The organism is Streptomyces sp. NPDC042364, assembly GCF_056437585.1.
This window is the reverse complement of sequence record NZ_JBWKAJ010000020.1, coordinates 112,766-127,637: the sequence shown is the minus strand read 5'-3', so window position 1 is coordinate 127,637 and position 14,872 is coordinate 112,766. Positions and strand designations below refer to the sequence as shown.

The following is a 14,872-nucleotide window of genomic DNA, read 5'->3' as shown; positions in this document are numbered from 1 at the left end:
GGGGCAGGGACGCCCCGGGCCGTCCGACAGGTTCCGACCCACGCGGCCGGGCCGCTTCCGACCGAGACCCGGCGCGGCACCCGGCACGGCCACCTCTGGGCTGAGCCGAGTTCGGGTGCGAAGGCCCCGCCCGCCCGGCGCCGAGCGGGGCGGGCGCGCACGTGTCAGCCGGCTTCCATCGGATAGGTCGAGATGACCTGGCCCTTGGTGTTGGCCTTGAGGTAGCCGCTGCCGTAGTCGTTGGCGAGGTAGACGCTCATGGTCGGTTCCTCGTCGAAGACTCCGGGAGGGGTGATGACGAGGTACCGGGAGGTGGGGTCGTCGACACCGAGGGTCTTCTCGGCCTTGCGGATCAGTCCCGGTACCGCGTCCCATGCGAAGTCGTCGAGGTCGGCGGGCCCGTCTCCGCTGATGATGGTGCCGCCGGGGCCGTCCTTCACGGCCACGTCGCCGCCGCGGTAGCTGAAGCTGTCGTACAGCTTCTCCTTGCCCTTCACGGGTGCCTCGGCCAGCGCGTACTCGGGGTAGACGACGAAGCGGGTGACCTTCGAACCGCCCATGACCGCCTTGAACTTGGCGACGGTGGTCCGCAGGCCGTCAGCGGTGAGCAGGTCGCCGGTCTTCTCCGACGTGCCGTCGTCCGCGGCGCCGGACTTGTCGTCGTCCCCGGCGGCGTCCGCCGACGCCGTGGCGCCGCTCCCCTTGGGGGTGGCGGTGGAGCTCGCCGACGTTCCGGGGTCCTTCGCCTCGCTTCCGGAGTCGGGCAGCTGCGTCCACACCAGGACACCCGTCAGCGCCGTCGCGGCGACCGAGGCGACGACGGTGAGGACGGGGCGTCGCCGCCGGGGACGGCTGCCCGTGACCTTGGTGCCTGGCTGGCCGACGACGCCCAGGTCGGGAGCGCCGGGCCCGCCCTGGTTCGCCGGGCTCCACGGCGAGGCGCCCCCGGCGGTCGGGGGTGTCCCGGCTCCGGGCGACCCGGCGCCGGGCGGTTGGGCGAGCCGGTACGACGTGGGGGAGGTGTCCGCGGGCGGCGGACCGTAGGACGGGGGCGGACCGAAGCCGGGGGCCGGACCGAAGCCCGGGACGGCGTCGGCCGGCGCCCCGCCGGTCGCGGGGGGCGTGGCCCCGGAGGTCGCCGGGGGCGTGGCCTGTCCCGCCGCGACGGCGAGCATGCGGTCCACCTCCTCCGCCCCGGGCCGCGCGAGCGGGTCCTTCACGAGCAGCGCGCTCAGCACCTCGGCCAGCGGGCCGGCCTGACGGGGCGGCGGGACGTCCTCGCTGAGCACGGCGGCGAGCGTGGCGAGCGTGCTGTCCCGGCGCAGGGGGTGGTGTGCCTCCACGGCCACGTAGAGCATCATCGCGAGGGACCACAGATCGGAGGCGGGTCCGCCCTCCTTGCCGCTGACCCGCTCCGGCGCCATGTAGTCGGGCGAGCCTATGACCGACCCGGTGGCGGTGAGGCTGGTGGCCTCACGGACGGCGGCGATCCCGAAGTCGGTGAGCACAGGGCGGCCGTCGGGGCGCAGCAGGACGTTCGCCGGCTTCACGTCCCGGTGCTCGATGCCGACCGCGTGGGCGGCGCGCAGCGCGTCGAGCACTTCCCGGCCCATGCGGGCCGCCTCGGACGGTTCCAGGCGGCCCCGGTCGAGGCGGTCCTGGAGCGAGCCGCCCGTGAGGAGCTCCATCACGATCCACGGGTAGGTGCCCTCGCCCCCGTCGACGATGTGGTGGATGGTGACGACGTTCGGGTGGTGGACGCGGGCCAGGGCCCGGGCCTCCCGGAGTACGCGTTCCCGCAGGGTCCGGGCGCCCTCCGGGTCGTACTCGGCGAGGTCGGGGTCCGGCGGGCGGACCTCCTTCACGGCGACCTCGCGGTGCAGCGCCAGGTCGCGGGCCCGCCAGACCCATCCCATTCCCCCGCCGCCAAGCCGCCCGACGAGTTCGAAGCGGCCGTCGATCACCCGTCTGCCGGGCTCCGTTGTGCTCATGCGGGGAGCCTAGACGGAGGCGGCGACAACAGGGACAGTGAGTCCCGGTTCGTGAGGAATCGGAGATCAATCACGGCACCCGAGCACCGTCGCCACGAGATCGGCAGCCCTGCCGGGGGAGCCGAGGGCGGCGGCAGCGGCCACTGGCTCGGCGTCCGTGCCGCGGACGGCCGCCGGGGGCACACGGGCATGCGTGTGTGCGGATCTCGGCGACGCCGCGCGGCGAGGGGGACACCGCCTACCGGAGAGAAACCGGCTGCGGCCACGACACCACCGTCACCGCTCCGCAGTCCGACCTGCGGCCGGGGTCCTGAGCCACCGGGCGCAGGCCGTGTAACGGGGCGGCCGTATCCGGGAGACCTCACCCGCTCCGGCCCGACGACGACCCTGCAGCCACAGGGATGTCATCGCCAACAGGCCGGTGAAGATCATCACGAAGAGCACCGACAGCCACATGGGCCGACTCCCCGGATGCTCCCATCCCTCCCACGCCGCGAGCACCGCCCACCCGCAGGCGGCCGCCGCGTAGAAAGCACGGATACGGCGCAGTTGACGTACGACCCGCAGGGGCATGGAGTGATCGCTGACCGGTGGCATACCGGCCGTGTACCCCCAACGCTCTCCGATTCACCGGGCATTGCGCCGAACCCGGCGTCAGGTCCGTCCACGAGCGGCGCGATCCGCCCGTCCGCCGCTCGACCAGCATGCAAGAGCCCCGAGCGGGCAGACGGTACCCCCCGGAATGTGGAGGATGCCATGGCCATGACCGAGCAGTCGGCCGAACCGGCGGAACAGGACACCGACCGCCGCGCGCCCAGTGACCAGCGCGGCCCGGCGGCCGGCACCAAAGGGCCGGAAGCAGCGCACGAGAGGGTCAACCGCCGCTGGAACGAGATCCTTCAGGAGACGCGGGTCACCCAGACCGGTGTGCAGATCCTCTTCGGGTTCCTGCTCAGCGTGGCCTTCACCCCGTCGTTCAAAGAGCTGGAGGCGCTGGATCGCGGTATCTACGTCACCACCGTGGTGCTCGGCGCGGCGGCCACCGGAGCGCTGATAGCGCCCGTCTCGATCCATCGTTTCCTGTCCGGGCAGCGCATGAAGGACGATCTGGTGGAGACCGCCGGGCGCCTGATGATGTGCGGCATGGTCCTCCTCGCGCTGACCATCGGCTGCACGCTTCTGCTGATCCTGCGTTTCGTGGTCCCGGGCGTCCTCGCGGAGGTGCTCGTCGGCGGGGTCATGCTGTGGTTCGGGCTGTGCTGGTACGTGCTGCCGCTGAGCCTGCGCCGCCGTGCCGCACGGCGCTCCCGCACCGGCTCGGACGTGTAGCCGCCTTCCATCTGCGGGCACCGTCCTCGGGCGGAGCCTCAGGCCTGCGGCTTCGGCGGGAGCGGGAACAGCATGCAGCTGCTGGTGGCGTGGGCGAGCAGGCGGTCCCTGTCGTCGATCAGCTTCGCCTCGGCCAGCGCGGTCTGGCGGCCGCCGTTGAGGACCGTGCCGACGGCGCGGACCCTGCCGGTGTCCACCGTGATGCGCCGCAGGAACTTCACGGTCAGGTCGAGGGAGGTGTACGCCATGCCGGCCGGCAGCGTGGACTGCACGGCGCAGCCCGCCGCCGAGTCGAGCAGGGTGGCGAAGACACCGCCGTGCACACTGCCGATCGGGTTGTAGTGCTCCTCCCCCGGAACGAGCGAGAACACGGCCCGGCCGAACTCCACCTCGTCGAGCGCCATGTCCAGCGTGGCCGAGACGGGCGGTGCCGGCAGCCGGCCTTCCCGCAGGTCGCGCAGGAACTCCAGGCCGGAGACGCGACCCACGGCAGCCGCCGTCAGCTCGGGGTCCTCCCACTCGTACGTACGCGTCCGCCCCACAGTGCCCTGCCTCCGCTTCCGTTCACCTCATCTGACTTCGCAGATCGAAGTTAGCCGTCGCACCTTCTGACTGTCAATGACGAAGCCAGAGTCCCTACCATGACGCCATGGAGTGGCTTGAGGTGAGTACGGAGAACTGCCCCGTGCAGCGCACGCTCGACGTGGTCGGTGAGAAGTGGAGCCTGCTGATCCTGCGGGACGCCGCCAACGGCGTACGCCGGTTCGACGACTTCCGCCGCCACATGGGGATGTCCGAGGCCGTCCTGAGCGACCGGCTCCGGAAGCTGACGGCGGCCGGCATCCTGACGACCGTCCCCTACCGGGAGCCGGGCAGCCGCGCGCGCAACGAGTACCGGCTCACGCCCAAGGGGTGGGATCTGTGGCCGGTCCTGATCGCGCTGCGCCAGTGGGGCGAGACACACGTCGCCGACCCGGAGGGTCCGGTACTCGACGTACGGCATTCCGACTGTGGGGCGCCGGTGCGCGTGGTCGTCGAGTGCTCCACGGAGCACACCGCGCTGACCCCCGGGGACGTCACGGCCAGGCCGGGACCGGGGGCTCGTCCGCGGTACGGCGCAAGCTGAACCGAGGACGGGAAAGCGGCAGGGGCCGGGGCGAGCCGAGCCCGGGGCCGGGCCCGAGACCGGGCCAGGCCGGGCCCGAGACCGGGGACCGGGCCCGCCGAGCCAGGCCGGGCCCGAGACCGGGGACCGGGCCAGCCGAGCCAGGCCGGGCCCGCCGAGCCGCGCCGAGCCGACCCGAGACCGGGGGCGAGCCGACCCGAGACCGGGGGCAAGCCCGAGACCGGGGGCCGAGCCGAGGCCAGGGGCCGAGTCCGGGGCCGGGGCCGAGGCCGGGGCCGAGGCCGAGCCGGGGCCGAGGCCGAGCCGAGGCCGAGGCCGAGCCGGGGCCGGGGCCAGGCCGGGGCCGGGGCCGAGCCCGGGCCCGGGGCCAGCCCGGGCCCGGGGCCAGGCCGAGCCCGGGGCCGGGCCCGGGGCCGGGCCCAGCCGGGCGGTGCGGCGGCGATCGGCCGCGGCGGCTGCCCGGCCGCCTCGCGGGGCGGGCGCGGGTGGGCGACGGTTCGGCGCGCCTCGCCGCGGCGGGCGGACACCCCCGCCGATGGCCGGGTGCGTGAAGCGGCGCCGACCGGGAATCCGCTTGTTCGGGCTCGCGCGGCACCCCGTGACGTTCTGGGCGTCACGGGCCAGTAGGAGGTGTGGCATGCTCTACGACCCGATATCGGCGGCTGCTTCGGCTTCCGGCGGAGCGCCCGACGCGGCGGCGCGCAAGCAGCGTCTGCGCCGGCGCCTGGAGCGGCTGATCGGCGTGGCGGCCACCGAAGGCAACGACCTGGTGCCGTTGCGCAACGGGGACGAGATCTTCCCCGCGATGCTCGGGGCGATCCGGTCGGCGCAACACACCATCGACATGATGACGTTCGTGTACTGGCGGGGGCAGATCGCCCGTGACTTCGCCGCCGCCCTGGCCGAACGGGCCCGTGCGGGGGTGCGTGTGCGACTGCTGCTCGACGGTTTCGGCGCCAAGGAGATAGAGGGTCGACTGCTGGACCTGATGAGCGACGCGGGAGTGCAAGTGGCCTGGTTCCGCAAGCCGGTGTGGCTGTCGCCGTTCAAGCAGAACCACCGCTGCCACCGCAAGGCTCTCGTCGTCGACGAGCACACCGCCTTCACCGGCGGCGTCGGCATCGCGGAGGAGTGGTGCGGCAACGCCCGCACTCCCTCCGAGTGGCGGGACACCCACGTCCAGGTGCGCGGTCCCGCCGTGGACGGGATCGCCGCCGCTTTCGCACAGAACTGGGCGGAGTGCCACGACGAACTCTTCGACCACCGTGACCGCTTCACCGAACACCCGCAGGCGGGCTCGTCCGTGGTGCAGGTCGTACGCGGCTCCGCGAGCATCGGCTGGCAGGACATGCAGACCCTCATCCGGGTGATGCTCACCTCCGCCGAGGAACGCTTCCGGCTGGCCACCGCCTACTTCGCTCCCGACTCCTACTTCATCGACCTGCTCTGCGACACCGCTCGCCGGGGTGTGCGTGTGGAGATCCTGCTGCCCGGCCCCCACACCGACCAGCGCGCCTGCCAGCTCGCCGGCCAGCATCACTACACCCGGCTGCTCCGGGCCGGTGTACGCATCCGCCAGTTCCAGCCGACCATGATGCACGCCAAGATCATCACCGTGGACTCGGTCGCCGCCCTCATCGGATCCACCAATTTCAACCGCCGGTCCATGGACCACGACGAGGAGGTCATGCTCGCCGTGCTGGACGAGGAGTTCACGGCCGCGCTCGACCACGACTACGACGCGGACCTCGAGAACAGCGTGGACATCGACCTCGCGCGGTGGAGACGGCGGGCATGGCTCCAACGTGCCAAGGAAGCCGCCGTCACCCCCATCCGCCGCTTCCTGTGAATCACGGGGCCGGAACAGCGGGCGCAAGCCCGTGAGGGGCGGGCGGCGGACCGGCTCGACCCGCCCGGCCCGTACGAGCCGCTCACGGCCGGGCAGATCAGGAGATGTTGTCAGCCAATGTGACGCTCCCTCGCCGTCACGGGGCAAGCGCCTTCACCACGGGGACGGCGGCCACACCGCGGCCACCCGCCGGGCCGCGCGTCGTGGACGCGGACGGCCCCGCTGTTTCGCGTCGCAACGGCCCCGCTCCGCACGCTTCGAGCGATGAGGCGGAGCCCATCCCCTCCCGATGCACGACCGCAACGCGTCAATCCGGCTGCGCGCGGGCGCGGCCGGTCGGCGGGGACGGCACAAGCGGAACGACGAGCGCCGCATTCCATGACTCAACGGGCGTCTAATTCCGGCCCGTTGGGCAGTACCCGATGCGCGTCCGGGCCCTTGTTCGGGTTCCGCGGGGATGACTAGGCTCCTGCTCGCTTTCGCACTTCCTGCACATATTCCACGCATCACGACCGATGTCGGCGAATCTCCCCCCGCTCTCTGGCATGCGCATGTTCGCCTGCCTGCTGCGCGGCCGGGGGGTGCGCGGCACAGCGCAGCAAGGGGGGTGGAGGACCATCGACGCGTTCCGCGCACGCCGTCCTGTCGACGGCGAGTCGTCCGTGCCGACCGCCGAGCCCTCCGCACCCGTCGCGGCTTCCGATGCCGTCCGCGATGCCGGCGCCGGTCGCCCGCGCGGAAGGCGCGACCTGGCCGTCTTCTGGTGTGTCAACGCCGTCGACGGGCTGGGGAGTCAGGCCTCGGGGCTGGTGTTCCCCCTGCTGCTCCTGGATCTGGGGCACGGGCCCGGAGTCGTCGGTGTGTTCGCCAGCGCCGCCGCTCTGGCCGGGGTCGCGCTCGGCCCGCTGGTCGCCCTGCCGGCGGACCGGGGGTACCGGCGCCGCATCATGACCGGAGCGGCTGTGATCGCCGCCGCGGCGATGGCGGGTCTGGCCCTGTCGTGTCTGCGACACCCACCCTTGTGGGTCCTGTTGGGCCTGGCGTTCACGGAGCGCCTGTGCGCGACGGCGTACGAGACGGCCGCGCGCGGTGCCCTGGCCCTGCTGGCGGCACCGGACGACATGCCGCGAGCCGTGGCGAACGTGCAGGCGGGCGATCAGGCCGCGCTGGTGGCGGGGCCCGCGCTGGGCGGCGTCCTGTTCGGATTCGGGCGCGCCCTGCCGTTCGTGGTCGACGCGGTCTCGTACGCGGCGGCGGCGCTCGGGATACTGGCCATCCGTACGCCTCTGAACGCGGCGGACGCCGGGACTTCACCGGCGGCACCGGACACCGGCACGGCTTCGCCGGACGCTCCCGCCGACAGCGCACGGTCGCGGCGCTCGCCGTTCGCGGGGACTCTGCGGGCCGGGCTGACCGTGGTGTTCCACTCCCCCGTGCTGCGGCTGGTGCTGTGGTGGACCTCCGTCGCGAGCGGTGGACTGACCCTGCTCTTCTACACGGCGGTGTTCGTCCTGGGTACGGATGCGGGCAGTGCCGCGACCGGCGGGGTGCTGGCCGTGTCCGGCGCGGCCGGTCTCGTCGGCTCGCTACTGGCCCCTCGTGTGGTGCGACGGCTCGGAGCCCGGCGGTCGCTGACGGCGGCCACCTGGGCGCTCCTGCCCCCGTGCGTCGCGCTGGGGATGGCCGGGGGTCCGTGGCTGTGGGGAGTGTGCTTCGCCGCCATCTGCCTGGTGCTGCCCGTGATCACCGTGGTCCTGGGCACCGCGGCCGTCCTCGCCGTACCGCGGGGGCTGCAGTCCCGAACGGGGGCCGTACTCGGCGCGGCCACCGCCGTGACGGCCGCCGGAGCGCCCGCGGTCGCGGCCGCCCTGGTGACCTGGGGCGGTTCGCGGCTGCCCGCCGCTGCCTGTGCCGTGGTCCTGGCGCTGCTCGCGGTCCGCACGCAGCGGATGGCGCCGGCGGTTCTGCTCTCCCTCGGGTCCGCGGGTGCGGGTGGGGCTTCCGGCGCGGTCGGCACACCCCCGGAGCGTCGCGCATGACCGGCCTCTACCACGTGTTCGTGACCGCGCTCCCCGACGTGTGTCCCACCGCCCCGCACCGCATGGTGTTCACCGCGGATGCCGACGGGCGCTGCGAGGTGTTCACCTGGGACGGTGCGGCGGGCCGGGCCCGGCAGGTCACCGACAGTCCCGGGGGCACGTTTCACCGGGCGATCGACGCCGACGGTCACGTGTGGTGGTTCGAGGAGGACGCGGCAGGGCGGGGCCGCTGGTGGTTCCAGCCCTTCGACGGCGGCCCCCGGTTACCGGGCCTGCCCGGCGCGCCGCCCGGACAGCCACGAGGGCTGGCCGTGACCGCGGACGGGGTGACCGCCGCGGCGTTCGGTCGGGGACGGGAGACGTCGGTGCTCGTCGGCCGGCGCGGGCGCGTCCCGCGGGAGGTGCTGCGCACGCGGCGGGCCTGCCGACTGGGCGGGATCAGCGCGGACGGCGCCCTGATCGCGCTGGCGTCGTCGGCCGACGACACGGCGGCCGTCACCGTCCTCACGCGTGGCGGACGGCTCGTCGCGGAGCTGCCCGGCCCCGGCCGCCCGGGCAGCGGACTGTGGTGCCAGGGCTTCTCACCCCTCCCCGGACACAGTGAACTTCTGCTGGTGCGGGATCTCGGCGACCGCTACGCCCCCGCCACATGGGCCCCGGACAGGGGCCTGCGCACGCACTCCTGGTGCACCTTCGACACGGAGATCACCGCCCGCTGGTATCCCGGGACACGGACGGTGCTGGTGCGGCAGGACCGGCACGGCCGCTCACTGCTGCACCGCGTGGACCTGGACACCCGGCGGCGGACCGTCGTACCGACACCGGCCGGCAGCCTGCTCGACGCGGCGCCCCGGCCCGGTGGGGCCGTCGACTACCTGTGGACCGACACCGCGCACCCGCCGGTCCTGCGCAGGACACCGGCGACGGCGGGCGCGTGGTCGCCGGACTCCTCGGCAGCGTACGGCGCGGCCGCCCACGCCTCGGCTCCGACCAGCGCGCCCGCCGCCGGCGCCGCACCGTACGTGCTGCCTCCCTCCAGCCCGTCGACCGTGGTTCCCGGGCGCCACTCCGAGCGCTGGACCCCCACCGGCCCGGGGCGCGTGCACAGTCTGCTGAGTCTCCCGGACACGGAGGGCGGGACGCCGCCCCCCGCCGTGTTCCTCGTCCACGGCGGGCCCGCCGACCACGACCGGGACGCCTACGACGCGACCGTGCACTCGCTGGTCGCCTCGGGCTACGCCGTGGTCCGCGTCAACTACCGCGGCTCCACCGGTTACGGGCCCCACTGGCGGCGGGCCTTCCCCGCCGGTGTCGGCCACACCCAGGTGGAGGACCTGACGGCCGTCCGCGCCGACCTCGTCTCCGCCGGCCTGATCGCCGGTGACGCGTGCGCGCTGTGGGGGGTGTCCTGGGGCGCGTACCTCGTGCTGCTCGCGCTCGGCACGCGTCCGGGGCTGTGGCAGGCCGGTGTCGCCGTGAAACCGGTCGCCGACTGGGTCGCCGCGCACCGCGCCACCACACCGGCCCTGCGTGCTCTGGACATCAAGCTGTTCGGGGGCGGCCCGGACGAGGTCCCGGAACGGTACGCCGCCAGCTCACCGATCACGTACGCGGCGAAGGTCTCGGCGCCCCTGCTCGTGGTCGGCGCCACCCACGACGCCAAATGCCCTCCGGACCAGATCCGCACCTACCTCGACGCCCTGACGGCCGCGGGTGTCACGTACGACGCCATGTGGCTCGACACCGGGCACGACGGCTACGACGGCGCCGCGCACGTCGCCGTTCTGCGTCGTTCCCTGCGCTTCCTGCGCGACAGGCTGCCCGACCCGGCGCATCGCGCCTTCGGACGTCCCCCCGCACCGACGGGGGGACACCGGTCCCGCTGAGCCACCAGCGGGACCGGACGCACAGCACCACTTCACCATCACCGAGGAGGCAACCGTGCAGAAGGACATCATCCACAACGACCCGCTCGCGGGCGACGAGGAGAACCGCAAGCCGGGCATCGGCATCACCATCACCATCCCGTTCCGCAACGCGGACGAGGGCGGCGACGAGGAGTGATCCTCGCCCGGCCGGCCCCGGGAACCAGGGGCCGGCCGGGTTCTTCCGCCGGCCCTTCTCCTGCCCCGTCGTCCCCCGAGGAGCCGACTGTGCGTGTCCTCCTGCTCAACATGCCCTGGTCCCCCATCGACCTGCCGTCCCTGGCGCTGGGCATCCTCAAGCGCAGTGTCGACGAACGCGTTCCGGGCGCGACGTGCGAGGTGCTGCACGCCAACCTGGAGTTCACCGACTGGATCACCAAGCGCACCGAGTTCTCCGCCGAGGACTACGAGTACTTCGCGCTGTCCTCGTACTTCCTCGGGTGCGGCGACTGGGTGTTCTCCAGCGCCCTGTACGACGATCCGGCGTGGAAGACGGCCGAGTTCACCGAGGTGATGACCGGCAAGCTGCGGGCGTCGCGTCTGCGCATGAGCAAGGACCTGCACGAGATCGTGCCGGAGTTCGTGGAGGAGATCGCCCGCCGGGTGGCCGACCTCGCACCCGATGTCGTGGGCCTGACGTCCACCTTCCAGCAGAACACGGCGGCCCTGGCCGCGGCCCGGCACATCAAACGGCTGTCCCCCGGCATCGTCACGGTCATGGGCGGCGCCAACTGCGACGCCGAACAGGGTGCGGCGGTACACCGCAACTTCCCCTTCGTCGACTTCGTGGTGCGCGGCGAGGGCGAGGAGGCGTTCCCCCGCCTGCTCCAGGCCCTGCAGCAGGAGCCCGACGCCCCCTCCGTAAAGATCGCGGACATCCCGGGGCTGTGCCACCGCGCCGACGGTGTCCCGGTCGCCAACCCGATGCCGACCGGCCCCCTGCCTCCCGCGGCGATCCTTCCGCCCGACTACAGCGGCTACTTCGAACGCATCGCCGCGTCCGTGGCCCGCAACTGGGTGGAGCCGAAGCTCGTGGTCGAAGGCGCCCGGGGCTGCTGGTGGGGCGAGAAGCACCACTGCACGTTCTGCGGTCTCAACGGCTCGTTCATGCAGTTCCGCAGCAAGAGCCCGGACACCTTCTACCAGGAGATCATGGATCTGGCGGAGCGTCACCGGGTCCTCGACATGTACGTCGTCGACAACATCCTGGACATGCGGTACCTGTCCACCGTGCTGCCCCGGATCATCGACAGCGGCTACGACCTGCGGATGCACATCGAGATCAAGGCCAACATGCGCCGCCCCCAGCTCCAGGTCCTCGCCGACGCCGGACTCATCTACGTCCAGCCCGGCATCGAGAGCCTCAACAGCCGGGTCCTCGACCTCATGGACAAGGGCGTCAGCGGCTGTCAGAACGTGCGGATGCTCCGCGACGCGGCCGAGACGGGGCTTTCCGTGTCCTGGAACTACCTGCACGGCTTCCCGGGCGAGACCGCGGAGGACTACGAGCCGGTGATCCGGCAGCTGCCCGCGCTCGAACACCTCAACCCCCCGGTCGACCTGTCCGCCCGGATCGCCATCGAACGGTTCAGCCCCTACTTCAACCGTCCCGAACTGGGCTTCACCGGTCTGCGCCCGGAAGAGCACTACCTGTTCACCTACGATCTGCCCGAAGCGGAACTGCACGACCTGGCCTATGTCTTCCAGGCACCCGAGCGCGGCATCGGCGCGGCCACGGTGAACCGGCTCAACGAGGCCCTCGGCACGTGGAAGAAGCACCACACCGACGCCCGGCTCACCCACACCGATCTGGGCGACGAGATCGTCCTCGTCAGCCGGCGGCACTCCTTCACCTGGCGGACCCTGCGGCTGACCGACCCGTTCGCCGTCGCCGCCTTCCGTCTCCTGGACCAGCCGCACTCCCCCAAGGCGCTGCTCCGCAAGCTCACCGCCGACCCGGCGTTCGGCGACCGCACCGCGCAGGAGGTGCGGGACCTGCTGGAGGAGTGGACCGCGCAGGGGGTGGCCTTCACCGACGCCGGCCAGTACGTCCATGTCGCGCCCGCCTCGGTCAACCAGGACCTGCTGCGCCTCGACTACATGCGCCACGTGCACACCGCGTCGGCCGCCGAGCCCGACGAGCCACTCGTGAGCGCGGCTCCCGCCGCCGCCCCCGCACTTCCCTGATCGCCACCGCCTCTCCTCCCCTCCCCTCCCCTCATCCGGCCCCGGACACCGAGAAGGACCGAGCATGCCCGCAAGCGCACCGACCCCGACCGTCCGAGCATGGCGAGACCACGACACGCAGGCCCGCGCGCTGCCGGGCATGTCCCTGGGCCGTGTTCCTCTCGCAGCCGGTCCCGACGACGCCCGGCACCTGTGGTCCCTCGGCGCGCGCCTCGTCGAACTCGACGTGCCCGTGGACCTCTCCGCGCCCGGACCGGACGCCGCGCGCGCGGCGATCGACCAGCTGAGCCTGGTCCGCGATCTGACGGCCCGTGCCGTCCAGGTCGACTGGGACCTGGTCCTGCCGCCGGACCGCGCGGACCACCTGTGGAAGGTTCTCTCGCACCTGCATCCGCCCCGCACGCTCGCCGGGCCCGCCGACCACGACGGCGCGCTCCACGCCTGGCGGACCCGCCACTACCTCTGCAAGCTCATCTGGCGTCAAGGGCCGGGGTTCCTGCAGATCCGGGACCGGCGCTGGGGGGATCTGCGGCGGTTCACCGCCGACGAGCCCCGCTACGCGGAGGCCGTCACCGGACTCGACCGCGGCCGGCACCATGCGGACGTCCCCGCGGACATCCTGGACGAGTTCTCCTCCGAGCACCTGGTCCTGCGGGTCGACGAGTTCGTGTGGTGGCTTCCGTACCGGGTGTCGCGATGGCTCCAGGAGGCGATGGCCGTCTGAGCGGTGGGGCGGCGGTGGCTCGTTTGTCGCCGTAGACGTCGTGTTCGGGGCCATGCCATCGTCGACGGCGCCCTGAGCCGGGCAGATCATCCGACGTGAGGAGAGGGTCGATGACAGCGAGCAGTGGGCGGGTCAGGCGCCGTGGCACGAGGGCCGCGGCGGTGTTGGTCACCGTGGTCGTCACGGCGGCCGTGGCGGCACCGAGCGCGTCCGCGGCCGGCGCTCCGGCCTCGTCGAGCGCCCACTCCGCCGTGGTCGCGGGTGCGCCGAGCGATCCGGCGCCCGATGAGCAGGAGCGTCTGCGGGAGGTGGCCGGGGCGATCTGGACGCCTGAGCTCGCGGCCGGATGGAACATGAACGCCGAAGTTGCCGATGTCCTTTCCACGGCCACGGGAGAGATCCTGCGGTGCAGCGAGAGGTTCGCCCTGGTGCCTCGCCCGCCGGGTTTCGTTCCCGGTGTCGGATACCTCGTCAGCTACTGGCAGAACATCCGGGACTACTTCCGAGCGGTCAGGACCGACCGGACGTACCGCGCCTGCGTCGTCACCGCCGCGGCCAACTACCGCTCCCCCATCGAGCTCGCCTCCATGGGCATCTGACCCGGTTCACCTGTGCCGCCGGAGCCCCGTCGGCGACGCAGGACATCACCCTCAGGACGGCGCTCCGTACTGGGCGGCGATCGCGGCGGCGCGGTCGCGGAGCGCGTCGCGCAACCCCCCGGGGGCCAGCGCTTCGGCGTGCGTGCCGAGGCGCCACAGCGCCCATTCGGCGTGCTGCGCGTCCTGGAAGGTGACCTCCAGCCGTAGCCGGCCGTCCCCGTCGGGTTCCTCGGCGCGGACGGCCAGCGCGGTGCCCACCAGTTCCTCCCGATGCGCGGGGTCCAGTCGCACCAGCACGGTGACCTGGTCGCCGCCGGAGCGGAACCGCGTGCTGCGGTCCTGCCAGACCCGGTCCAGATCGACCCGCTCCGGCCGCCGTGCCGGCTCGGCGAGTTCCTCCGCGGTCAGGATGCGCGACAGCCGGTAGGTGCGGTCCGCGCCGGAACGCGTGGCCAGCAGATAGCCCTGGCCGCGTACGGTGACCAGGCCGATCGGGTCCACCGTGCGCCAGTTCGGCGCCCGGTCCACGGCCGCGTAACGGATCCGCAGTCTGTGTCCCGCGAACACCGCGCGCCGGACCTCGGCCACGACGGTGTCCGGCACGTCCTCGGCGGCCGCCCTCCGCGACAGCAGATCGGTCTCCGGTTCGATGAGCAGACGCTGAGCAGCTCCGGCCGCCGTGGCCCGCTGGTCCTCCGGCAGCGCGTCCACCACCTTGCGCATCGCCGAGGCGAGCGCCGCACCGAGTCCGAACACCTGCGCGCCGCGCCGCGATCCGGCGACGAGCAGCGCCAGTGCCTCGTCGTGGCTCAGCCCGGTCAGCTCGGTCCGGAAACCGGGCAGCAGCGCGAAACCGCCGTGCCGGCCGCGTTCGGCGTAGACCGGGACCCCGGCCGCGGACAGGGCCTCGATGTCGCGCAGCACCGTGCGCGTGGACACCTCCAGCTCCCGGGCCAGCGCCGTCGCGGACAGCCGCCCGTGCTGCCGCAGCAGGAGCACCAGGGAGACCAGCCGGTCGGCGCGCATGCGGAGAACCTACAAGGGATACATGACACAGGGTGTCATGTATCCCTTGAGAGGCTCCTCCGCATGACTCAAGGAGA

Annotated in this window: 13 protein-coding genes; 9 read left to right on the top strand and 4 right to left on the bottom strand. The window is 72.9% G+C overall.

The features are described from left to right. Window positions 1-164: 164 nt before the first annotated feature. Entirely contained in the window at window positions 165-1,991 is a 1,827-nt protein-coding gene (locus AC067N_RS31025; protein WP_478682216.1) for a serine/threonine-protein kinase, read from the bottom strand. Between the two features lie 276 nt (window positions 1,992-2,267). Then, window positions 2,268-2,588, bottom strand: a complete 321-nt coding sequence (locus AC067N_RS31020) for a hypothetical protein (RefSeq protein ID WP_478682215.1) — start codon at window positions 2,586-2,588, stop codon at window positions 2,268-2,270. 159 nt (window positions 2,589-2,747) lie between these two features. Between AC067N_RS31020 and AC067N_RS31015 the strand changes: the two genes are divergently transcribed. Next, entirely contained in the window at window positions 2,748-3,320 is a 573-nt protein-coding gene (locus AC067N_RS31015; protein ID WP_478682214.1) for a DUF6328 family protein, read from the top strand. A 38-nt stretch (window positions 3,321-3,358) separates the two neighbouring features. Here AC067N_RS31015 and AC067N_RS31010 read toward each other — a convergent pair whose 3' ends face one another. Beyond that, window positions 3,359-3,862 (bottom strand): PaaI family thioesterase, encoded by a 504-nt coding sequence (locus tag AC067N_RS31010; protein ID WP_478682213.1) that lies wholly within the window; start codon window positions 3,860-3,862, stop codon window positions 3,359-3,361. A 107-nt stretch (window positions 3,863-3,969) separates the two neighbouring features. On the opposite strand from AC067N_RS31010, the gene AC067N_RS31005 reads away from it, so the two are divergent. The 8 genes from AC067N_RS31005 to AC067N_RS30970 all read left to right on the top strand — a co-directional run bounded on the left by AC067N_RS31005 (window position 3,970) and on the right by AC067N_RS30970 (window position 13,769). Continuing rightward, window positions 3,970-4,446, top strand: a complete 477-nt coding sequence (locus tag AC067N_RS31005) for a winged helix-turn-helix transcriptional regulator (protein WP_478682212.1) — start codon at window positions 3,970-3,972, stop codon at window positions 4,444-4,446. Window positions 4,447-5,083: 637 nt separating this feature from the next. Continuing rightward, window positions 5,084-6,295: a phospholipase D-like domain-containing protein gene (locus AC067N_RS31000; RefSeq protein WP_478682211.1), complete on the top strand. Its 1,212-nt coding sequence runs from the start codon at window positions 5,084-5,086 to the stop codon at window positions 6,293-6,295. 545 nt (window positions 6,296-6,840) lie between these two features. Next, entirely contained in the window at window positions 6,841-8,334 is a 1,494-nt protein-coding gene (locus AC067N_RS30995; RefSeq protein WP_478682210.1) for an MFS transporter, read from the top strand. After that, the gene (locus tag AC067N_RS30990; RefSeq protein WP_478682209.1) at window positions 8,331-10,220 is read left to right on the top strand and encodes a S9 family peptidase; all 1,890 of its coding nucleotides are present in this window, start codon (window positions 8,331-8,333) and stop codon (window positions 10,218-10,220) included. The genes AC067N_RS30995 and AC067N_RS30990 overlap by 4 nt, the downstream gene beginning before the upstream one ends. A gap of 55 nt (window positions 10,221-10,275) precedes the next feature. Next, complete coding sequence (locus AC067N_RS30985; protein ID WP_257234620.1) at window positions 10,276-10,398, top strand: hypothetical protein; 123 nt, start codon at window positions 10,276-10,278, stop codon at window positions 10,396-10,398. 89 nt (window positions 10,399-10,487) lie between these two features. Beyond that, entirely contained in the window at window positions 10,488-12,446 is a 1,959-nt protein-coding gene (locus AC067N_RS30980; RefSeq protein ID WP_478682208.1) for a RiPP maturation radical SAM C-methyltransferase, read from the top strand. Window positions 12,447-12,510: 64 nt separating this feature from the next. After that, window positions 12,511-13,170, top strand: coding sequence for a DUF5825 family protein (locus tag AC067N_RS30975; RefSeq protein ID WP_478682207.1), 660 nt, complete (start codon window positions 12,511-12,513; stop codon window positions 13,168-13,170). Window positions 13,171-13,280: 110 nt separating this feature from the next. After that, window positions 13,281-13,769: a hypothetical protein gene (locus tag AC067N_RS30970; protein WP_478682206.1), complete on the top strand. Its 489-nt coding sequence runs from the start codon at window positions 13,281-13,283 to the stop codon at window positions 13,767-13,769. 51 nt (window positions 13,770-13,820) lie between these two features. Here the strand turns inward: AC067N_RS30970 and AC067N_RS30965 are convergent, their stop codons facing one another. Continuing rightward, window positions 13,821-14,795 carry a helix-turn-helix transcriptional regulator gene (locus AC067N_RS30965; RefSeq protein WP_478682205.1) on the bottom strand — a complete coding sequence of 325 codons (975 nt, stop codon included), beginning with the start codon at window positions 14,793-14,795 and terminating at the stop codon, window positions 13,821-13,823. Between the last annotated feature and the right edge of the window lie 77 nt (window positions 14,796-14,872).